Origin of the sequence: Nocardioides sp. Kera G14 (genome assembly GCF_020715565.1) — a bacterium.
Taxonomy (GTDB): Bacteria; Actinomycetota; Actinomycetes; order Propionibacteriales; family Nocardioidaceae; genus Nocardioides.
The window spans coordinates 2,394,259-2,414,215 of record NZ_CP085839.1; the positions used below are offsets into that span (position 1 = coordinate 2,394,259).

Sequence of the window (19,957 nt, forward strand, 5' to 3'; positions counted from 1 at the left end):
CCGGACTCGGCGGTGAGGGAGGGGCCTTTCGGCGGGTCAGCCGGCGTAGGTGAGGGCGTGGAGCGCGTCGGGGACGCGCTCGTCACGGCCGACGGTGGAGAGGCTGATCAGGTCGGTGCCGTGGACGCCGTACGAGGGCTGGCCGGTCGCGGGCGAGCCGATCAGGGCCGTGAGCGGCTGGCCGACGAGCGTCCCACCGGGCAGCAGGGCGGCCCCCGCACCGTCGATCGGCAGCGTCGTCACACGAGCCGACGACTCCTGGGTGTGGAGCGCGACGACCGAGGTCGACGAGGACCAGGCGAGGTCGTCGATCGTGCCGAGGTCGCTGCTGATCACACGCGCCTTCTCGAGCGCCGACGGCGTGCCGTCCGCGGCGGTGGTGATCCGGCTGACGAGGACACGGTCGCCCATCGGCGTGCGCACTACGGCGAGGAGGCGGGTGCCGTCGCGGGAGACGAGCAGGCGGCGTACGTCAGCGCCGCTGATGCCCGGCACCTGGATCGGACTGACCTGGCCACCGGCGACCACACTGACGGCGGCCCCGCCGCGTCGGCTGTCGACCACCCAGATCCGCCCGAGTCCGTCCCAGGAGGGTTTGAGGAGGTCCTGGGCGCCGGAGATCGCGGTGCTGGTGACACCCTCGATGTCGGTCATGGAGCCGAGCAGCAGCGAGTGGCCGTCGCTGCTGACGGCCGCGACCTGCGAGCCGCGCAGGTCCACGCCGATGCTGCGCACCGCGTGCGCCCGTCGGCCGAGCGGGCCGCGGGTGGTGTTGAGCGACGGCAGCGTCCCGGCCACGACCTTGCCCTCGCGGAGGGCGAAGAACAGCGGCGAGGACTGGTAGCCCGAGGGGTCGAACTGCGGCCCGGTGTCGGCGACGTTGAACTCCGTCTTGCCATTGGGCTGCGTCACGGGCTGGCCGCCGATCGAGAGCCGGACCTTGGTGATGTCCGGGTCCTGCCGCAGCGTCCACGCCAACTGGGCGCTCAGGAGGCCGATCTCGTCGGCGGAGAGCTTCTGCTGGGAGGAGCTCCCGGTGAGGGCGATGTCGGCCACTCCATTGGCGTCGACGGGCACCGAGAGCCCCTGCCCGACGTCGGACGGGATGACCGAGTGAACGATGCCGGCGAGGTCCTCGCCCGGGCCGTGCAGCAGGTCCCGGATCAGCACCGTGGCGAGCTCGTTGCCGCGCGGCACGAAGACCGGCTCCGGGACCAGCAGGCTCTGATCGGCGTTGAAGTAGTAGAGCGCCATCTGGCTGTAGCGGCCCTCGAACCACCAGTCCGGGACGATCAGCGCGTCGGGCGCGTGCGCGATGCGCCACTGGTCGCCGTCCTTGACGACGTCGAAGCTCAGCGTCTGCTCGGCCGTGGTGACCGCCCCACGCCAGACGCCGCGGTCGTCGATCCGCCACGTCGGGCCGAGTTGGACGTCGACGCTCTCGTCGGTCTCCGCCGCGGCGGCCTCCTTGCCCGAGTAGACGAGGATCTCGTCACCGGGGTGCCAGTCGGCCTGGGCATCACTGGTGAGGAACTGCTGGGCGGTGCGGGTCTGCAGCGGGGTGGCGAGCATCGCCTCAAGGAACCCGTCGACGATCTCGCTCGGCCCCATCCCCTTGCGGGGCGGCCTCGGGTCGATCGCGATGCCCGGCGTGCGGTCGGTCGCCGCACCGCCGGACCCGACGGAGACGACCTCCCCCGTGGTCGGCACCCCCATGCAGCCGGCGAGCAGGAGCAGGGACGCGAGCGCGACGATGGCGGCCCGGGCGGCCCGGGCGACGCGGCTGGGTCGGTGCGCGGTCATGGGCGCACCTCCGCTGCGTCAGCGGGCACGAGCGGCAGGGGGCTGTGTCGCAGGGCCCGGCCGACATGACGCGGCAGGGTGAGGCGGAAGACCGCTCCCCTGCCCGGGACGCCCCAGGCCTGCAGCCAGCCGCCGTGGAGGGTCGCGTCCTCGAGCGCGATCGCCAGGCCGAGGCCGGTGCCGCCGCTGGAACGAGCGCGGGCGGGGTCGGCCCGCCAGAACCGGTTGAAGACCATCGCGGACTCCCCCGGTGCCAGCCCGACACCGAAGTCGCGGACCGTGACGGCGGTGGCCTCGCCGTCGGCCCCCACCTGCACGAGTACGTCGCCATCCGGGTGCTCCCCGGGAGGCGCGGCGTGGTCGATCGCGTTGGTGACCAGGTTGCGCAGGATCCGCTCGACCCGGCGGGCGTCGACCTCGGCGAGGCAGGGGTGCCCCGGGTCGATCACGCGCACGTCGAGGCCGCGGGTGGCCGCAAGCGGTTCGGCGGCGTCGACGACGCGGTGGCTGAGCTCGACGAGGTCGACGTCCTCGGCCTCGAGCGGGGCGACACCGGCATCCATCCGGCTGATCTCGAGCAGGTCGGTGAGCAGCCGCTCGAAGCGGTCGAGCTCGGTGTGCAGCAGCTCGGCGGCGCGGGAGGCTGCCGGGTCGGCGAAGGTGCTCCGGGCGTCGTGGAGCATGTCGCTCGCCATCCGGACGGTGGTGAGCGGTGTGCGGAGCTCGTGGGAGACGTCGCTGGTGAAGCGGCGCTGCACGCGACTGAGGTCCTCGAGCTGGCGGATCTGACGCTGGAGGGTGTCGGCCATCTGGTTGAAGGAGAGCGCCAGGCGGCCGAGGTCGTCCTCACCGTGGACGATGAGGCGTTCCTGGAGCTGGCCCGCGGTGATCCGTTCGGCGACCTGGCGCGCGAGCCGGATGGGGGTGACGACCTGCCGCGTGACGAGCCAGGCGGCCCCGCCCATGAGGACGAGCAGGAGGCCTCCCGCCGCGATGAGGGCACGGCCGACGAGGCCGAGCGTCTCCTGTTCGTCGGTCAGGGGGTAGAGGAAGTAGAGGACGTAGCTGGCCCCGTCGGCCGGGAGTGAGATCTCCGAGCCGACCACGACTCCGGGCACGCGGACGATGCGGCCGCTCGCCGCGGTCGAGCGGATCGTGGTGTAGGTCCAGGCCGACGGCGTACCGCCGGAGAGGAAGTGGGCCTCCAGGCGGGTGGGGACGCTGCTCGTGATGAGACCGGGCGAGAACTCGGCCCCGCCCTCGGAGATCCGGCCGCCGCCGTCGACGATGGGGCCCGCCATCACGACCTCGAAGCCGCGGGTGGCACCGCGCTGGATGATCGGCTCGACGAGGTCGCGCTGCTGGCCGCCGGCGTCGAGGTCGACGGTGGAGGCGGCCGAGAGGCGGTCCCGGGCGTCGTCGACCTCGGTCGCGGTCTCGGCCACGACGGCGTTGACCCGGTGGTCGAGCAGTCCCTCACGGACGCGGGAGAGCAGGAACCAGCCGACGACGGAGCTGGCGAGCACGGTGAGCAGGACCGTGCTGATCACGACCCGAGCCTGGAGTGAGCGCCGCCAGAAGCGGGCCCAGAACCGACGCATCTCGACGGCGCAGCCGGGCCGCTACTGCGGGCCGGCCTTGTAGCCGACGCCACGGACGGTGACGACGATCTCGGGGTTCTCCGGGTCATGCTCGACCTTGGAGCGCAGCCGCTGGACGTGCACGTTCACCAGCCGGGTGTCGGCGGCGTGGCGGTAGCCCCACACCTGCTCCAGGAGGACCTCACGGCTGAACACCTGCCACGGCTTGCGGGCCAGGCAGACGAGGAGGTCGAACTCCAGCGGCGTCAGGCTGATCGGCTCGCCGTCACGCGTGACCGAGTGGCCGGCGACGTCGATGGCGAGGTCGCCGATCTGGAGCGACTCGGAGCTGACCGGGTCGAAACGGCGCATCCGGGCGCGGATGCGGGCGATCAGCTCCTTGGGCTTGAACGGCTTGACGACGTAGTCGTCGGCCCCGGACTCGAGGCCGACGACGACGTCGACGGTGTCGCCCTTGGCGGTGAGCATCACGATCGGGACGCCGGACTCGACGCGGATCTGCTTGCACACCTCGATGCCGTCCATGCCGGGCAGCATCAGGTCGAGGAGCACCAGGTCGGGGCGATAGGAGCGGAAGAGCTCCAGCGCCTCATCGCCCCGACCGGTGACCTCGGAGTCGAAGCCCTCCTGACGCAGCACGATGGCCAGCATCTCCGCGAGCGACGCATCGTCGTCGACGACGAGGATGCGCCCGCGGGCGTCAGGACTGCTTGTCATCTGGTTCTTCTCAGGCCGATCAGTAGCGGTAGTGGTCGCTCTTGAACGGGCCGGTCACCGGCACGCCGAGGTAGTCGGCCTGGGCCTGCGTGAGCTCGGTCAGCTCGACACCGATGGCGTCGAGGTGCAGGCGGGCGACCTCCTCGTCGAGGTGCTTCGGCAGGACGTAGACGCCGATCGGGTACTCCTCGGTCTTCGTGAAGAGCTCCACCTGCGCCAGGACCTGGTTGGTGAAGGAGTTCGACATGACGAACGACGGGTGACCCGTGGCGTTGCCCAGGTTGAGCAGGCGACCCTCGGAGAGGACGATCACCTTCTTGCCGTCGGGGAAGATCCACTGGTGGACCTGCGGCTTGATCTCGTCCTTGACGATGCCGGGGATCTTGGCGAGGCCGGCCATGTCGATCTCGTTGTCGAAATGACCGATGTTGCCGACGATGGCCTGGTTCTTCATCCGCTCGAAGTGCTCGACGCGGATGATGTCGAAGTTGCCCGTCGTGGTGATGAAGATGTCGGCGAAGTCGACGACGGACTCGAGGCGCTTGACCTCGTAGCCGTCCATGGCCGCCTGCAGGGCGCAGATCGGGTCGATCTCGGTGACGATGACACGGGCGCCCTGGCCACGGAGGGACTCGGCCGAGCCCTTGCCGACGTCGCCGTAGCCGCAGATGACGGCGGTCTTGCCGGCGATCATCACGTCGGTGCCGCGGTTGATGCCGTCGATGAGCGAGTGGCGGCAGCCGTACTTGTTGTCGAACTTCGACTTGGTGACCGAGTCGTTGACGTTGATCGCCGGGAAGAGGAGCGAGCCCTCCTTGAAGCGGTCGTAGAGGCGGAGCACACCGGTGGTGGTCTCCTCGGTGACGCCCTTGATGCCGTTGGCGATGTTGGTCCAGCGCTGCGGGTCGTTGGCGAGGGAGCGCTCGAGGACCCGGAGGACCTCCTTGAACTCCTCGTTGTCGGTGGAGTCCTGACCGGGCACGGCGCCGGCCTTCTCGAACTCGACGCCCTTGTGGACGAGCAGCGTGATGTCACCGCCGTCGTCGAGGAGCATGTTCGGGCCGATCTTGTTGCCGTCAGCGTCGGTGAAGTCGAAGACCTTCTCGGCCTCGTCCCAGTACTCGGCGAGGGTCTCGCCCTTCCAGGCGAAGACGGGGGTGCCCTGCGGGTCCTCCGGCGTGCCCTTGCCGACGACGACGGCAGCGGCGGCGTGGTCCTGGGTGGAGAAGATGTTGCAGGTGGCCCAGCGGACGTCGGCGCCGAGGGCGACGAGGGTCTCGATGAGGACACCGGTCTGGATGGTCATGTGGAGCGAGCCGGCGACACGGGCGCCCTTGAGCGGCTGCGAGTCGGCGTATCGACGACGCATCTCCATGAGGCCGGGCATCTCGTGCTCGGCGAGGGTGAGCTCCTTGCGGCCGAACTCGGCCAGGCTCAGGTCAGCAACCTTGTAGTCCATGAAAATTCCTTCAGGCCTGAAGTTGTCGACTGCGGTGCATCTGCACTCGTTCGGGATCTCCCGCGCAGCGTCGCCTCAGGCTACCCACGAACACGTTTCCCCGCTGCATCGCCGTTAGGGTTTCGACCATGAGCGCCGGACTGTTTGGTCTTCTCGACGATGTCGCCGCGATCGCCAAGCTCGCGGCGGCGTCGCTGGACGACGTGGGAGCCGCCGCCGGTCGGGCCACCACCAAGACCGTCGGCGTCGTCATCGACGACACCGCCGTCGCCCCCCAGTACGTCGACGGGCTGGCGCCCGAGCGCGAGCTGCCGATCGTCGCGAAGATCGCGAAGGGGTCACTGCGCAACAAGCTCCTCATCATCCTGCCGGTCGCCCTGCTCCTCAGTCAGTTCGCCTCGGGAGTGATCCCGGTGATCCTGATCTGCGGTGGCCTGTACCTCTGCTTCGAGGGGGTCGAGAAGGTCCTCGAGGCCCTCGGCATCGGCGGGCACGGGCACCGCGACGAGGCTCCGGTCCTCGCCGAGGGCGAGGCGAGGGAGAAGGAGATGATCGCCGGCGCCGTCCGCACGGACCTGATCCTCTCCACCGAGATCATGGTGATCGCGCTCAACGAGGTGGCCGACGAGTCCATCTGGACGCGGCTGCTCATCCTCGTCGTCGTCGCCATCCTGATCACGATCGGCGTCTACGGCGTGGTCGCCGCGATCGTGAAGATGGATGACGTCGGACTCCACCTCGCGCAGCGCTCGGGCCGCGGCGCCCAGGCACTCGGGCGCGGCCTGGTCCGTGCGATGCCCGCCCTCCTGGCCTCACTCTCGGTGATCGGCACCGCCGCGATGATCTGGGTGGGCGGCCACCTCGTCCTCACCAGCTCCCACGAGCTCGGCCTGCACCAGCCCTACGGATGGGTGCACGAGGCGGAGCACTCGGTCCACGAGCACCTGCACGCCGTCGGCGCGATCGCCGGCTGGCTGTTCAACACCGTCGTGTCCGCCCTCATCGGCTTCGTGCTGGGCGCGATCGTCGTCGGCGTCATGCACCTCGTGCCGCGGAAGGGCCACTGAGCGCCAGCTCGCGCTCGACCGCCTGCACCTCGTCGGGCACCCGGATGGCCTGGACCTCGACGGCCTGGTCGAGCTGCTTCTCGGCGTAGCCGAAGGGGTCGATCACGTGGCTGAGGAACCGCGAGACCGGTGGCGAGGCCAGGAAGAGGGCGATCGCGACGGAGATGAGCGTCGTGAGCACGATGCCGAGCACACCGAGGTGCTCGATGAAGTCTCCCCAGCCGGCGTACCGCAGGCTCTTCACGAAGAAGCCGTGGCAGAGGTAGACGACGAGGGTGACCGCGCCCATCTGCGTCCACCAGCCGCGGGCGCGCGGGACGAGGGCGAAGAAGGCGGCGGCCGCGACGAGGCCGGCGGCGAGGGTCATGAGGCGGACGACGTAGCCCTCGGAGGCCGAGGCGTCCATCGAGGCGTAGGTGTCGTTGTAGTAGAGCCATGCGCCGCTGCCGGCCCAGTCACGCAGATGGCCGCTGAGCACCCACACGCCGACGAAGACGCCGACGGCGAGCACGCGTGCCTCGCGGGTGCGGAGCGCCTCGATCCGCTCCGACGTCAGGTGGATGCCGATGACGTAGAACGGCAGGAAGCCGAGGATGCGGGAGACGTCCATGGTCGAGGTCGTGAGCAGGCCCCCGGCCAGGCTGGCGGCGACCGCGACGGGGATGGCGATCACGGACCGGCGCAGCAGCGGGGTGGCGAGGCGCCAGAAGAAGACGGCCGGGAGGTACCAGAGCGGCCAGTGCGGGTTGATCCAGAGGTGGTGGAGGTGCTCACCACCGGCCCAGTAGCGGAAGAGGGCGAGCGCGGCCTCGAGGATCACGTAGGGCACGGCCAGTCCGCGGACCAGGCCCCAGACCGAGCGGCGGGTCAGGACGAACCGGCGCGAGAGGTAGCCGGTCACCAACACGAACGCCGGCATGTGCCAGGTGTAGAGGAAGTCGTAGAGGTGAGCGTCGAGACCCCCGGTCGGACCGGAGTCCGGCAGGAGCGTCCAGGCGTGCCCGACGACGACCAGGGTCACCAAGATGATCTTGGCATTGTCGAACCAGGGGTCTCGCTGCGCACTCACCCGCCCCTGTGTACCCAACGCATCTGAGAGCTATGCAGTGCCCAACCTGAGGTATTCCGATGCGTAGGTGCCGACGAGGACGAGATGGGCGTAGCGGGCGACGTCCCCGCCCGAGTCGGCGGAGATGAGCTCGACGCGGAGGTTGCGCTGGTCGGCGACCGCCGTCAGGCGGCGGCGCTGCTCGTGGATCGCGGGCTCGTCGACGCCGTCGTCGAGGACGACGAGCACAGGCTTCGGCGCGGCCGGTGAGTCGAAGGGGTCGTCGAAGATGGAGGCGGCCTCGGCGGCCTCGAGGACCGGAAGCAACTGATCGGTCTCCCCCGCGACGACGGCACGACCGCTTGCTCGCCGGAGTGCCTCCGCGACCCTGCGTGCCGCCCGCGCCGCGAGCATCGAGCCGCCCCAGACGAGCGGCGTCGCGTCGCCCAGCGAGAGCGCGAGGAGCTTCGCCACGTTGGTGGTCAGCTCCCGGTGCGGTGAGCACTCGACGGCGACGTCGTCGAGGACGGCGGCGATCTGGTCGGGATCGGTGGCCGGCCCGAGACCGAGGTCGGCGAGCAGGCTGAGCACCGCGACCGCGACCGCCAACTGGTCGCGGGTCTGGGTCGGCACGAGGAACGAGTCGGTGCCGGTGACATGCTCGGCGACGAGGGAGGCAGCCGGCGCTGCGACGAGCACCTGGCAGCCCCGTCGGCTCGCCTCCGAGACGGCCGCAGCAGTGGCGGGGTCTCCCCCGTCGGGTGCGAGCACGACGACCAGGTCGAGCGAGCCCGCCCAGCCGGGCAGTCCGGCGCTGGGCCAGGCCACGAGCGGCACCGGACAGGTGGGCTCGAGGACGGCACGGAGCAGGCGCGAGTCGGGTCCGGCGGCGATGACGGCGCGGGGACGACCGGTCACGCGGTCCCGCAGCGTGGCGCTCGCGTCGGTCAGGGCGAGTGCCTCACGGCGTACGCGCGCACCGGATTCGGCGAGACCCCTCAGGCGCAGGTCGGCGGTGGCGAGGACGCCCTCGTCGTCGAGCCGGGTCTCGTCGAACACGGTCGTGGCGGCCGGGTCAGGCCGGGCGGCGCGCCTCGTCGACGAGCAGGACCGGGATGCCGTCCTTGACGGGGTAGGCGAGGCCGCAGGTGCCCTGGCAGACGAGCTCGCCGGACAACGACTCAGTGCCCGCGCCCGCAGCCGCTTCCGTCGGGAGCAGGTCGCCATGGCACTCGGGGCAGACGATGATCTCGAGCAGCTTGGGGTCGAGGCCGAGGGTGGTGGTCATTTCGGGGTGTCCTTCGTGATGAGGGCGAGTGCTTCGTCGCGCACACGCTCCAGGGTGGGCTGGTCCTTGCCCTCGACGTTGAGTCGCAGCAGCGGCTCGGTGTTGGAGGCGCGGACGTTGAAGGACCAGTCGGGGTGGGAGACCGTGAGGCCGTCGAGCTCGTCGAGCTCCACGCCGTCCTGTCCGGAGAAGGCCTGCTTGATCTCGGCGAGTACCGACGGGGCGTCGGCGACGGTCGAGTTGATCTCGCCGGAGAGCGGATACCGCTCGTACGGCGCCAGCAGCTCACTCATCGGCACGTCGGTCTCGGCGAGCGCGGCCATGGCGTGCAGCGCTGCGAGCATACCGGAGTCGGCGCGCCAGAAGTCGCGGAAGTAGAAGTGGCCCGAGTGCTCGCCGCCGAACGCGGCGTTGGTGTCGGCCATGACGGCCTTGATGAACGAGTGGCCGACGCGGGTGCGGACGGGGGTGCCGCCGTTCTCCTTGACGATCTCGGGGACGGCGCGGCTCGTGATGAGGTTGTGGACGATGCTGGCGCCCGGGTCCTTCTTGAGCTCGCGGGTGGCGATGAGAGCCGTCAGCGTCGACGGGCTGACCAGCTCACCGCGCTCGTCGACCAGGAAGCAGCGGTCGGCGTCGCCGTCGAACGCCAGGCCGACGTCGGCGCCGACCTCGCGGACCTTCGCCTGCAGGTCCGTGAGGTTCTCCGCCTCGATCGGGTTGGCCTCGTGGTTCGGGAAGGTGCCGTCGAGGTCGAAGTAGAGCGGGGTGAGCTCGACGTCGGGCAGCTTCGCGAAGACGGCAGGCGCGGTGTGGCCGGCCATGCCGTTGCCGGCGTCGGCCACCACCTTGAGGGTGCGGCCCTTCACCGGGGCGAGGGTGAGCAGGTGGTCGACGTACGCCTCGAGGAGGTCCTGCTCGCTGATCGTGCCGGGCGTCTCAGCGGGCTCGGCGACGTCACCCGAGAGGACGAGGTCGCGGATCTCCGCCAGGCCCGACTCCATGCCGACCGGGGCGGCGAAGGCGCGGCACTGCTTGATGCCGTTGTACTGCGCGGGGTTGTGACTGGCGGTGAACATCACGCCGGGGATACCGAGGTGGCCGGAGGCGAAGTACAGCTGGTCGGTCGAGCACAGGCCGATGAGGACGACGTCGGCGCCGGCGGTCGTGGCGCCCTCGGCGTAGGCCTTCGCGAGGTCGGGCGAGGACGGACGCATGTCGTAGCCGATCACGATCCTGTCGGCACCCACGACCTGGACGAACGCGCGGCCCGTGGCGCGCGCGAGCTCGTCGTCGATCTGGTCCGGGACGGTGCCGCGGACGTCGTAGGCCTTGAAGACGGCGTTGATGTTGGCGGGGTCGAGGCTGCCCATGCTGGCAACCCTAGCGGCCATGGGTGAAGACCGGGTGGTCAGTCGGCGTCGGTCGAGCTGAGCATCCGCAGGTGGCCGTGGCGGCGAGTCTCACGCATGCCGGTCTCAGGCTCGGGGGCCGCTGCCGGCGGTGGCGTGAAGCGGCCCGCCTCGCGGACGGCGTCGGCGAGGGCGAGCAGGTCGTCGTTGCTCGGCGCCGGCTCGACCGGCGTCGTCGCGAGGCGGAGTACCTCCCAGCCGCGAGGCGCCGACAGCCGCTCGGAGTGCTCGGAGCAGAGGTCGTAGGCGTGCGGCTCGGCGTGGATGGCGAGCGGGCCGAGGACGGCGGTCTGGTCGGCGTACACATAGGTGAGGGTCATGACGGCCGGACGGGTGCACGCCGTGCGCGAGCACCGACGAGCGATCACACCCGGACTGACGACGCGCTCTCCCACAGACGCGGACGTTACCCCTCCTCGCCGCGTTGGCTGGCTAGGCTCGCGGAGTGAGCAGGACACGTGACCGTCGGGGCCGTGGACAACGGGGTCCGGGTGTCGTGCCCCGAGTGCCCGGGAGGCCGGAGCTGCGGACCGACCGCGAGCGGTTCGACGACCTCGCGCTGGGCATCATCCGCGAGGTCGACGAGCGCTGGTCCTCGCGGCTCGGCCTGGTCGAGTACGCCGTCGAGGACGCTCCGCTCGTGCCCGACGACTGGTCGGTCGACCAGGTCCCGCTGTCCTCGCTGGTCCGCGGGACCGGCGCGCGGCCGACCCGGATGGTGCTCTTCCGGCGGCCGATCGAGCACCGCTGCGAGTCCCGTGCCGAGCTCGAGGCGATGCTGCTGACCGTCGTCGTCGAGCAGGTCGCCGAGATGCTCAACGTCGAGCCGTCGGTGATCGACCCGCGTTATGAGAGTGAGTGAGGGCCTAGGGTCCGAACGAGACGACCGGGACCGCGCCGGAGCGCTCGAGCTCACGCAGGCGCAGGACGGCCGAGCCGCCACCCGTGAGGAGCACGGCGCCTTCGAGAGACGTCCGCGAGGGGGCGACGTCGAGGGACGCGACGTCGGCGGGCAGGTCGAGGGACGCTCCGCGGTCGGGCGCGAGCGCGATCCGCTCGGTGACCACGACGGTGCCGGAAGCGTTGCGACCGGTGACGTTGGCGACGCCGACCGCGTCGGCGCCGGCGAGGACGAGGCGCTTCGGACCGGCCGGAAGCAACACCGTCGTCGAGTCGTCCACGCGGCCGCCCGGCACCAGGAACGACAGGTCGCCGCTGACGACGGAGCGGAGTGACGTGGTGACGGGCCCGGTGGCCGACACCTCCAGACCGAGGGCGCCCTTGGCGATGGCCCCGTCGACGACCGTGTCGAGCGACGTGCTGATCACGGAGTGCGGCGGCACGTCGATCGGCTCCAGCCCGTCTGGGCTGAAGGTCGAGTCGGCCGAGACCAGCTTCACCGTCGCCGAGATCTGGTTGTCGCCGTCGTTGGCGATCGCGAGGGTGTGGTGACCGGAGCCGGGTTGCAGCCCCAGGAGCCGGTTGCGTGAGGCCGGCGCCGCCTGCGGCGCGAGCCAGTCCTCGGTCGACGTACCGCCGGTGAGCCGCTCGCCGCGGTCCCGTACGGCGACGCCCACCTGGCCACGCACCACACTGAGATGGAGGGCCAGCACCCCGGTGGTGGGGACGAGCTGTCCCAGGTCGCGCTGGACCGTCTCGCCGGGCTCGACCCGGATGCCGCGCAGCTGCGGTACGTCGACGGGACCGTGGTCGCCCAGGACGGTCAGGTCCGCGACCGCCGGACCGGTGTTCGGATTGACGAGCTCGACCACCGACGCCTGGGTGGGCCCGGCACCGACGCCGGTGAACCACTCGTCCCCGGCCGGCGGCGTGCAGTCCCACGCGGTCAGCGGTGAGTCCGAGACGAGCGAGGCCACGAGTCCCGGCGCCTGGTCGCCGGTGGCACGGATGACGTCGGAGGCCGCGGGCGCAGAAGCGGCGACACCGGTCCCCCGGGCGCGGAGGAGCTGGGCGCTGGTCGCCCCCTTGCCGGCCAGCGCCGTCGGACAGATGACCGTGGCGGAGGTGAGCGCGGCGTGCGACGGCGCGGCCGGCTCGATCCGCGGCGCGTCGGGCCGGGTGAGGGCGAGAGCGAGGGCCACGACCACGGGGAGCGCCACCATCAGGATCACGGTGGCATCGAGGCGGAAGCGGCGGCGGCGGCGGGTCGAACGGTTCATCGGGTCCTCCTTGCGGCCATCGTCGGTGCCGCCAGCACGGCGACCACCACGATCCCGGCCAGCTGGACCACGACGAGCAGCCAGCGCAGCCAGTCGACCGGGCCGCCGAGACGCGCGGCCGAGGGTGGGGCGTCGACCTGCCACGCCCGGATCGCCCGGTTCTCGCCGGTCGAGGCCTGCGAGAGGCCGCCGGTCGCGTCGATGGTGGCGGCCACGGCCGGATCCGCGGGCGCGGGCGCGACGACGTACTGGATGCCGCTGCGGGCCAGCTCGGCGACGGTGTCGGCGTCGGGGCGGGAGACGAACGCGCGGACGAGCCGGTTGAACGCCGCCGGGGGCTTCGACAGCGCGAGGATCTCGTCCTGGCCGAGGGTGATGCCCTCACCGCGCACGACCTCGTAGCGCAGGCCGGTGTCGACGGTGCCGCGCAGCACGAGCACGCCGTGCGCGGGGCCGCGCTGGGAGTCCTCGAGCATGTAGCCCGGGACCACGCGCGTGGCGGTGTCGCCGATGGCGCCGTGGTCTCCGAGCACCGCCCAGCCGAGCCCGCCGAACAGCGGCACGAGCGCCAGGAGGCCGACAACCCCGGCGGCCAGGCGACGCGTGCCGAAGGGTCCGCCGGAGAGCCCACGACGCAGCGCGCCCTGGGCACCCAGCACGATCGCGACGATGGCGGCACCCTGGAGCAGGACCATCAGGAAGCCGGTGCCGACCGGCGCCTCGGTGGCGCCGAAGTGCAGCGTGATCAGCGACAGCACCAGCGCCACGAGGCCGGCGATCGCGCCGACCAGCCAGCAGACGAGCACGGGGATGCGGGTCCGCGCGGGCAGCAGGGCCACGAGCGCCAGCAGAGGCAGCACGAGACCGAGCCACCACGGTGCGCCGAGGTCCTCGACGCGGCCGAGGGCGAGGTGCCAGCCGTCGACGGCGTGGGCCGGCGGCCGACCCGCGTCGAGCAGCAGCGAGACACCCGCGCCGTGGACCAAGGCCGGCACCCACCATGCGGCCAGCAGGACCACCGGCACAGCGAGGGCGACCGACGGTGGGCCCCAGTGGGAGCGGTCGGGCCGGATCCGGAGCAGCGCGAGCGCCACGACCACGACCACCACGGCCAGCAGTGCGCAGATCAGCCACGCGGTCGGCGTGAAGGCGACGACCAGAGCGAGCAGCAGCCCGGCGCGCCAGCCGGCGCGCCAGCGTCGGTCAGCATCGGGGTCGGCGAAGCCGAGTGCCGCATGCGCGAGCCATGGAAGCGCCGCCGTCGCGACCACCGCGCCGAGCCGGCCGTCGCCCCATGCGCCCGAGACGACGGGGACGAGCGCCCACATCAGGGAGCCCCACAGGATCAACCAGCGCGAGACGCCGTGGATGGAGAGCATCCGACCGACGACGCGCAGCAACCGCCATGCACCCCACAGCGCGAGCGGCGTGGAGACGATGAGCACCACGCTCACCGCCCACCCGGTCTTCCCCCCGAGGAGGGTCGCGAGCAAGGTCAACGGCAGCAGGTACGGCGACGCCGGCACCGCCGTGCCCTGGCCGATGCGATGCCAGGAATGGAGGACGAGTCCCCACCACTCCCCCACGCCGGAGGGCGCAGGAGAGAGCCCACCGCCGACGACGGTTCCCCACGCCGTACGGCCTGCGACGAGGAGCGCGAGGACGCCCAGCGCCAGCACGACGGCAACGGGGTTGGTGAGGAAACGGGCGACCGCGCCGGTGTCGCGCAACATCGCGTCGTCCTCGTCCTCCTCGGAGGTTCCGAGGGTGGCGGTGCCGCTCCGTTGGCGGGCGGCGAAGGAGGCAGGGTCCGCCTCAGCCGCGGCGAGTCGACGACGCTCCGCCACATCGGCCGCCTGGTTGGTCACGGCGGAGGCGACGTCGGAGAGGAAGTCGAGGCCGTGGCGATAGGGAAGCCACCACGGCGCGAGCAGCGCGCGCACCTGGGCCGGCGGCGCGACGTCGATCTCGCGTCGGGCACGACGGGCGGCATGGACAGGGCCTGGGCGGACGTAGACGGAGAGGAGGGCGGCGAGCTCGTCGAACGCCTGACCGACCTGCCGGGTGGCGAGCAGCCCGATGAGGCGGAGCAGCGAGCCGACGAAGGTACGGACCAACTGGAAGGGCAGGCTGCGGGCCCGGCTGTTGGCGAGCAGCGTGTAGAGCGCCGCCCGACGCTCCTGGTAATGCGTGTGGCGCCCGGTGAGCGCGGTGCGACGCAGGCCGCGGTGGGCGGCCTCGGCGTGGAAGACGACCGCGGGCGGGACGATCAGTGTCGTGAGACCGGCTCTGGCCGCGCGCCAACCGAGGTCGATGTCGTTGCCGAAGATGGGGAGGGCCGGATCCAGGCCGCCGAGCCGGGCCAGCGCCGAGCGTCGGATCAGCATCCCTGCGGTGTTCACCGCGAGCACCCGGCGGATCTCGTCGTGCTGCCCCTGGTCGTACTCGCCGCGCTCCAGGCCGGTCTCGCGTCGCCCGGTGCCGGAGATGGTGATGCCGAGCTCGAGGAGGCGCCGGAGGGAGGGCCACTCGCGCAGCTTCGGGCCGAGGATGTCGGCTTCGGGGAACTCCTCGGCGGCCGTGAGGAGCGTCTCGAGCGCGTCCGGCGCGGGGGTGGAGTCGTCGTGCAGGAGCCAGAGCCAGTCGGGCGCCTCGGCGCCGTCACCGACGTGCGCGACGCCGTGGGCGAGCGCCTCGGGATAGGACGTCGACGAGCTGAGCGCCAGCACGCCACCGAAGGCGTCGCGCAGCAGGTCGGCGCTGCCGTCGAGCGAGCCGGTGTCGACCCCGACGAACCGGTCGGGGTGTCGGGTCTGGGCCGCGACACCGGCCAGGACGGTCGGGAGCCAGCGGGCACCGTCATGGCTGACGAGGACGAGCGCGACTCCGGACACGGGAGTCGACCCTAGTCCGCGCCCGAGCGAGGGCAGAAACGAGAAGACCCCCGGTGGGGGCCGGGGGTCATCACTCGTATCTCGTCCTGCTCAGACTGCGCGCTTCTTCAGCTTGCGGCGCTCTCGCTCGGAGAGACCGCCCCAGATGCCGAAGCGCTCGTCATTCATCAATGCCGACTCGAGGCAGTCATCGCGGACCTCGCAGGTCTGGCAGACCTTCTTGGCCTCGCGCGTGGAGCCGCCCTTCTCCGGGAAGAAGGCCTCCGGGTCCGTCTGTGCGCACAGCGCACGCTCGGCCCAGTTGCCCTCGTCGGCGTCAGGCTCGAGGAGAAACAACTCTCGCATCGTCATACGCCCTTTCGACCCTTGCTCCGTGTGGAAACAACACTGCAGGAATTACATGCCTGTCGTTCCCACAAGTCAAGCCCCAGCTCTGGTACAAGGACGAATGGCCCTGTGCCCGTCCCCGCCCGGGGGCAGGATGCAAGGATTGCCGCATGCGTTCGATCACCGTGCTCAGCGGTGGCGTGGGCGGCGCCCGGTTCCTCCGGGGCCTGCTCCACGGCATCCGCACCGGCGTCCTCCCGGGCGTCTCCCCCGACGCCCGCGTCACCGTCATCGGCAACACCGGCGACGACCTCTGGCTCCACGGCCTCAAGATCTGTCCCGACCTCGACACCGTCATGTATACCCTCGGTGACGGCATCGACGGCGAGCGCGGCTGGGGTCGTCGCGACGAGACGTGGCACGTCAACGAGGAGCTCACCGCCTACGGCCTGGACAACACCTGGTTCGGCCTCGGTGACCGCGACGTCGCGACCCACCTGGTCCGCACCCAGATGCTCGAGGCCGGCTACCCGCTGTCGGCGGTCACCGAGGCCCTCACCCGCCGCTGGCTCTTCCCCACGTACGCCGACCGGCTGGCGCTCCTCCCCATGACGGACGACCGCACCGAGACCCACGTGGTGATCGCGGATCCTGATCTGGAGCGCTCCCCCAGCGGGCGGCGGGTGATCCACTTCCAGGAGTACTGGATCAAGCTCCGTGCCTCGGTCCCTGTCGAGTCGCTCGTCTTCGTGGGCCTCGACGAGGCCAAGCCCGCACCCGGCGTGCTCGACGCGATCGCTGAGGCCGACCTGGTGATCCTGCCGCCGTCCAACCCGATCGTGTCGGTCGGCACCATCCTCTCCGTCGCCGGGGTGCGCGAGAACCTGATCGCCACGAAGGCGAAGGTGGTCGGCCTCTCCCCCATCATCGGGGGCCACCACGTGCACGGCATGGCCGAGCAGATGCTCACGGCGCAGGGCATCGAGGTGAGCGCGGCCGGTGTCGGCCTCCACTACGGAGCCCGCGGACACGGCGGTGTCCTCGACGGCTGGCTGATGGACTCCTCCGACACCGACTCGGTCGAGCGCGTCACGGCCGGAGGCCTGCGAGCCGCCGCAGTCCCGCTGCTGATGAGCGACCCCGACGCGACCGCGGCCATGGCTGCGGCGGCCATCTCGCTCGTCAGCGAGGACGCCTAGTGCTGCGGGTCTGGGCACCGGTCGGTGTCGGCGAGATCCGTGTGGGTGACGACCTGGTCGACGTACTGCTGACGGCGCTGGACGAGACCGGCCTGCCGCTGCACGACGGCGACATCGTCCTGGTCACCAGCAAGGTCGTGAGCAAGGCGGAGGGCCGCAGCCGGGAGTCGACCCGGGACGAGGCACTGCCCGGCGAGACCGCTCGTGTCGTCGCGACCCGCGGCGCGACGCGGATCGTGCGCAACAGGCTCGGCCTGACCATGGCCGCAGCCGGCATCGACGCCTCCAACGTGGAGGCGGGCCGGATCCTGCTCCTGCCCGTGGACCCGGACGCCTCCGCCGCCCGCCTCCGTGCAGGCGTCCTCGAGCGCACGGGCACCAACGTCGGCGTGATCGTCACCGACACCGCGGGCCGTGCGTGGCGCGAGGGCCAGACCGACATCGCGATCGGTGCCGCCGGGCTCACTGTCCTCGAGAGCTTCGCGGGGCAGGTCGACGGCTACGGCAACCCGCTCGTCGTGACCGTCCCAGCGGTCGCCGACGAGCTGGCCGGTGCCGCCGAACTGGCCCAAGGCAAGCTCCGCGCGCGCCCGTTCGCCGTGGTGAGCGGACGCGAGGACCTCGTTCTGCCCGCGGGCGAGGACGGCCCCGGAGCCACCGCGCTGATCCGCCCCGAGGGCGCCGACCTCTTCGGCTACGGCGCTCGCGAGGCCGTGCTGCAGGCGATCGCCGCCATGTACGACGAGCACTCGGAGGCGAGGGTCGTCTTCGGCGCACCGGCCTCGATCGAGGAGCTCCTCGCCGCGCTGGCCGAGGTCGGCTACGAGGCCCAAGCCGTCGGGGAGGACGTCGTCGTGCGCCCGGAGACGGACGTCGCCAGGCTCCTCATCCTTGCGGTCGCCTTCGGATGGCACCTGACGCGCTCGGACGACGCGGGTGCGAGGCTCTCGCCGCGGACTCCGTAGACTCACCGGCGACCTGCTCACCGCGCCAGACCGCACGACCACATCGAGGACACCCGTGGCCAAGAAGACCGCCGCCCAGAACTCCCGTCGGGCGGTCATCGACGACATCCGCAAGAAGCAGTCGAGTGCCGATCGGCGTCGCGGCCTCTCGATCATCGTGCCGCTGGTCCTCGTCGCGGTGCTCATCGTCGTCGCGGCGGCGTACCAGCCGGTGAAGCAGTGGTGGGACGAGCGCCAGTTCAACAACGTCAGCCTCGCGTCGATCGGCTCGCCGGCCTCCGCGTGCGACCCGATCACGACCAAGGCGGCCGACGGCAACCAGGAGCATGAGCCGACCGGCACGACGGTCACCTACACGACCGCTCCTCCAGCCTTCGGCCCGCACTGGAACGAGTCCGGCGTCGCCCCGGTCGCGATGGAGAAGAAGTTCTACGCGTGGGGTGAGCGCCCGCAGCTCGAGGCGCTCGTGCACAACCTCGAGCACGGGTACACCGAGGTCTGGTACGACGAGACGGTCAACGACAACCCGAAGGAGCTCGCCCAGCTGCGGGCGATCGCGTCGAAGTTCCCGGGCGACACCAATATGCGTTACAAGTTCAAAGTGCTGCCCTGGTACACCGACAAGAGCACGCTCCCCAGCGACATCACGCAGACCGACACCGCGCACACCGGTGGCCAGAAGTTCCCTGCTGGCAAGCACATCGCCATCACGCACTGGTCCGCCGGTGGCGCAGGTCAGACGGACACCACCAAGCAGGTCGGCGTCTTCCAGTACTGCTCGTCGATCTCCGGCGCGGCGCTGAAGAAGTTCATGGAGACGTACCCCTACCTCGACTCCCCCGAGCCCAACGCCATGTGAGCCGAGGGCCTGACCGTCAGGTCAGGTCCTCGACGCCCTCCTTCTGGAGGTTGGCGACCATCTGCTTCACCTGCTGGGCGTGCGCACGCGTGGTGACGAGGACGGCGTCCTCGGTGTCCACGACGACGATGTCCTCGACGCCGACGACGGCGATCGTTCGGCCGCTGTTCGGGACCACCAGGCCGCTGGAGTCGATCGACCGGACGAGTTGGGAGTCACCGAGCACCGTCGGGCCCTCGTTGTCGACGGTCAGGGCGGCGTCGAGCAGGGTCGCGAGCGAGTCGAAGTCACCGACGTCGTCCCAGCCGAACCCGCCGGGCACCATCGCGACGCGGCCGGCGGCCGCCGCCGGCTCGGCCACCGCGGTGTCGAGCGGCACCTTCGGGAGCGTCGGCCAGATCTCCTTGATCAGCTCGGGCTTGGTGGCGATGAGTCGCAGCTTCTCCACGAACTCGGGGTCCTGCTCGGCGAGCAGGTCCAGCAGCACCGTCGGCTTCACGACGAACATGCCGGCGTTCCAGCGATAGCCGCCGTGATCGAGGTAGCCCTGCGCCACCTTCTCCGACGGCTTCTCCACGAAGCTGTCGACGAGCATCGCCCCAGGCTGCCCCTCGAGGGCTCCGATGCCGTGCACGTAGCCGTAGGCCGAGGATGGGAAGGTCGGCTGGATACCGATCGTGACGAGCCAGCCCTCGCGGGCGACCTCGACGGCGGTGCGGACGGCCTGGGTGAAGAGCTTCGCCTTGGTGATGACGTGGTCGGCGGCGAAGGAGCCCATCACCGCGTCCGGGTCACGGAGCTCGAGGACGGCGGCCGCCCAGCCGATGGCGGCCATGGAGTCACGCGCGCTGGGCTCGGCGAGTATCCGACCGGCGAGGTCGGGGATCTGCGCGACCACGGCCTGCTCGTGCAGGTGGCCGGTCACGACCAGGACCCGGTCATCGACGAGTGGGCAGAGCCGGTCCCACGTCTCCTGTAGGAGGGACTTTCCGTGGCCGGTGAGGTCACGCAGGAACTTGGGCTCGGCCTGACGGGAGAGCGGCCACAGCCGGGTCCCGGCACCGCCCGCAGGGATCACCGCGTAGAAGTTCTCGATGTTGAGCTTGCCGATTGCCATGCCCCAGAGGGTAGGCCATCG

18 protein-coding genes are annotated in these 19,957 nt (G+C 71.1%); 5 read left to right on the forward strand and 13 right to left on the reverse strand.

Annotated elements, in window-relative coordinates; translation table 11 throughout:
- Positions 1 to 36 precede the first annotated feature (36 nt).
- Genes LH076_RS11730 through ahcY form a run of 4 tightly spaced genes read right to left on the reverse strand, consistent with a single transcriptional unit; the run spans position 37 to position 5,580 of the window.
- Positions 37 to 1,803, reverse strand: a complete 1,767-nt coding sequence (locus LH076_RS11730) for an LpqB family beta-propeller domain-containing protein (protein ID WP_227780894.1) — start codon at positions 1,801 to 1,803, stop codon at positions 37 to 39.
- Positions 1,800 to 3,404, reverse strand: coding sequence for an MtrAB system histidine kinase MtrB (mtrB, locus tag LH076_RS11735; RefSeq protein ID WP_265333817.1), 1,605 nt, complete (start codon positions 3,402 to 3,404; stop codon positions 1,800 to 1,802). Before mtrB ends, LH076_RS11730 begins: the two co-directional genes overlap by 4 nt.
- A 21-nt stretch (positions 3,405 to 3,425) precedes the next feature.
- A complete protein-coding gene (gene mtrA / locus LH076_RS11740; RefSeq protein ID WP_227780896.1) occupies positions 3,426 to 4,121 on the reverse strand; it encodes an MtrAB system response regulator MtrA in 696 nt (231 codons plus the stop codon).
- A 19-nt stretch (positions 4,122 to 4,140) separates the two neighbouring features.
- Positions 4,141 to 5,580 carry an adenosylhomocysteinase gene (gene ahcY, locus LH076_RS11745; protein WP_227780897.1) on the reverse strand — a complete coding sequence of 480 codons (1,440 nt, stop codon included), beginning with the start codon at positions 5,578 to 5,580 and terminating at the stop codon, positions 4,141 to 4,143.
- A gap of 128 nt (positions 5,581 to 5,708) precedes the next feature.
- Here ahcY and LH076_RS11750 point away from each other — a divergent pair, with 128 nt between their 5' ends.
- Entirely contained in the window at positions 5,709 to 6,647 is a 939-nt protein-coding gene (locus LH076_RS11750; RefSeq protein WP_227780898.1) for a DUF808 domain-containing protein, read from the forward strand.
- Here LH076_RS11750 and LH076_RS11755 read toward each other — a convergent pair.
- Genes LH076_RS11755 through LH076_RS11775 form a run of 5 tightly spaced genes read right to left on the reverse strand, consistent with a single transcriptional unit; the run spans position 6,616 to position 10,715 of the window.
- Positions 6,616 to 7,716, reverse strand: a complete 1,101-nt coding sequence (locus LH076_RS11755) for an acyltransferase family protein (RefSeq protein WP_227780899.1) — start codon at positions 7,714 to 7,716, stop codon at positions 6,616 to 6,618. The genes LH076_RS11750 and LH076_RS11755 overlap by 32 nt on opposite strands.
- Before the next feature lie 30 nt (positions 7,717 to 7,746).
- Positions 7,747 to 8,754 carry an SIS domain-containing protein gene (locus tag LH076_RS11760; protein ID WP_227780900.1) on the reverse strand — a complete coding sequence of 336 codons (1,008 nt, stop codon included), beginning with the start codon at positions 8,752 to 8,754 and terminating at the stop codon, positions 7,747 to 7,749.
- 16 nt (positions 8,755 to 8,770) lie between these two features.
- The gene (locus LH076_RS11765; RefSeq protein ID WP_227780901.1) at positions 8,771 to 8,983 is read right to left on the reverse strand and encodes a Trm112 family protein; all 213 of its coding nucleotides are present in this window, start codon (positions 8,981 to 8,983) and stop codon (positions 8,771 to 8,773) included.
- Entirely contained in the window at positions 8,980 to 10,356 is a 1,377-nt protein-coding gene (locus tag LH076_RS11770; protein WP_227780902.1) for a phosphomannomutase/phosphoglucomutase, read from the reverse strand. The genes LH076_RS11765 and LH076_RS11770 overlap by 4 nt, the downstream gene beginning before the upstream one ends.
- 38 nt (positions 10,357 to 10,394) lie before the next feature.
- A complete protein-coding gene (locus LH076_RS11775) occupies positions 10,395 to 10,715 on the reverse strand; it encodes a DUF3499 domain-containing protein (protein WP_415753350.1) in 321 nt (106 codons plus the stop codon).
- 125 nt (positions 10,716 to 10,840) lie between these two features.
- On the opposite strand from LH076_RS11775, the gene LH076_RS11780 reads away from it, so the two are divergent.
- Entirely contained in the window at positions 10,841 to 11,257 is a 417-nt protein-coding gene (locus LH076_RS11780; RefSeq protein WP_227780904.1) for a metallopeptidase family protein, read from the forward strand.
- Between the two features lie 4 nt (positions 11,258 to 11,261).
- On the opposite strand, the gene LH076_RS11785 is transcribed toward LH076_RS11780, so the two are convergent.
- The 3 genes from LH076_RS11785 to LH076_RS11795 all read right to left on the reverse strand — a co-directional run bounded on the left by LH076_RS11785 (position 11,262) and on the right by LH076_RS11795 (position 15,814).
- On the reverse strand, positions 11,262 to 12,575 hold the full coding sequence (locus tag LH076_RS11785; protein ID WP_227780905.1) for a DUF5719 family protein: 1,314 nt from the start codon (positions 12,573 to 12,575) through the stop codon (positions 11,262 to 11,264).
- The gene (locus LH076_RS11790) at positions 12,572 to 15,469 is read right to left on the reverse strand and encodes a glycosyltransferase family 2 protein (RefSeq protein ID WP_227780906.1); all 2,898 of its coding nucleotides are present in this window, start codon (positions 15,467 to 15,469) and stop codon (positions 12,572 to 12,574) included. The genes LH076_RS11785 and LH076_RS11790 overlap by 4 nt, the downstream gene beginning before the upstream one ends.
- Before the next feature lie 90 nt (positions 15,470 to 15,559).
- On the reverse strand, positions 15,560 to 15,814 hold the full coding sequence (locus LH076_RS11795) for a WhiB family transcriptional regulator (protein ID WP_227780907.1): 255 nt from the start codon (positions 15,812 to 15,814) through the stop codon (positions 15,560 to 15,562).
- 152 nt (positions 15,815 to 15,966) lie between these two features.
- On the opposite strand from LH076_RS11795, the gene cofD reads away from it, so the two are divergent.
- Genes cofD through LH076_RS11810 form a run of 3 tightly spaced genes read left to right on the forward strand, consistent with a single transcriptional unit; the run spans position 15,967 to position 18,819 of the window.
- On the forward strand, positions 15,967 to 16,995 hold the full coding sequence (cofD, locus tag LH076_RS11800; RefSeq protein ID WP_227780909.1) for a 2-phospho-L-lactate transferase: 1,029 nt from the start codon (positions 15,967 to 15,969) through the stop codon (positions 16,993 to 16,995).
- A complete protein-coding gene (locus tag LH076_RS11805) occupies positions 16,995 to 17,960 on the forward strand; it encodes a coenzyme F420-0:L-glutamate ligase (RefSeq protein ID WP_227780910.1) in 966 nt (321 codons plus the stop codon). The genes cofD and LH076_RS11805 overlap by 1 nt, the downstream gene beginning before the upstream one ends.
- A gap of 55 nt (positions 17,961 to 18,015) precedes the next feature.
- Positions 18,016 to 18,819, forward strand: a complete 804-nt coding sequence (locus LH076_RS11810) for a DUF3105 domain-containing protein (RefSeq protein WP_227780911.1) — start codon at positions 18,016 to 18,018, stop codon at positions 18,817 to 18,819.
- A gap of 16 nt (positions 18,820 to 18,835) precedes the next feature.
- Here LH076_RS11810 and LH076_RS11815 read toward each other — a convergent pair whose 3' ends face one another.
- Complete coding sequence (locus LH076_RS11815; RefSeq protein WP_227780912.1) at positions 18,836 to 19,936, reverse strand: mannose-1-phosphate guanylyltransferase; 1,101 nt, start codon at positions 19,934 to 19,936, stop codon at positions 18,836 to 18,838.
- Positions 19,937 to 19,957: the final 21 nt, after the last annotated feature.

Excerpts from the sequence above, each read along its gene's own strand:
- LH076_RS11770 (WP_227780902.1), bottom strand. The coding sequence starts at position 10,356 with ATGGGCAGCCTCGACCCCGCCAACATCAACGCCGTCTTCAAGGCCTAC.
- LH076_RS11795 (WP_227780907.1), bottom strand. The coding sequence starts at position 15,814 with ATGCGAGAGTTGTTTCTCCTCGAGCCTGACGCCGACGAGGGCAACTGG.
- mtrA (WP_227780896.1), bottom strand. The coding sequence starts at position 4,121 with ATGACAAGCAGTCCTGACGCCCGCGGGCGCATCCTCGTCGTCGACGAC.
- LH076_RS11750 (WP_227780898.1), top strand. The coding sequence starts at position 5,709 with ATGAGCGCCGGACTGTTTGGTCTTCTCGACGATGTCGCCGCGATCGCC.
- cofD (WP_227780909.1), top strand. The coding sequence starts at position 15,967 with ATGCGTTCGATCACCGTGCTCAGCGGTGGCGTGGGCGGCGCCCGGTTC.
- LH076_RS11785 (WP_227780905.1), bottom strand. The coding sequence starts at position 12,575 with ATGAACCGTTCGACCCGCCGCCGCCGCCGCTTCCGCCTCGATGCCACC.
- LH076_RS11765 (WP_227780901.1), bottom strand. The coding sequence starts at position 8,983 with ATGACCACCACCCTCGGCCTCGACCCCAAGCTGCTCGAGATCATCGTC.
- mtrB (WP_265333817.1), bottom strand. The coding sequence starts at position 3,404 with ATGCGTCGGTTCTGGGCCCGCTTCTGGCGGCGCTCACTCCAGGCTCGG.
- LH076_RS11775 (WP_415753350.1), bottom strand. The coding sequence starts at position 10,715 with ATGACCCTCACCTATGTGTACGCCGACCAGACCGCCGTCCTCGGCCCG.
- LH076_RS11815 (WP_227780912.1), bottom strand. The coding sequence starts at position 19,936 with ATGGCAATCGGCAAGCTCAACATCGAGAACTTCTACGCGGTGATCCCT.
- ahcY (WP_227780897.1), bottom strand. The coding sequence starts at position 5,580 with ATGGACTACAAGGTTGCTGACCTGAGCCTGGCCGAGTTCGGCCGCAAG.
- LH076_RS11730 (WP_227780894.1), bottom strand. The coding sequence starts at position 1,803 with ATGACCGCGCACCGACCCAGCCGCGTCGCCCGGGCCGCCCGGGCCGCC.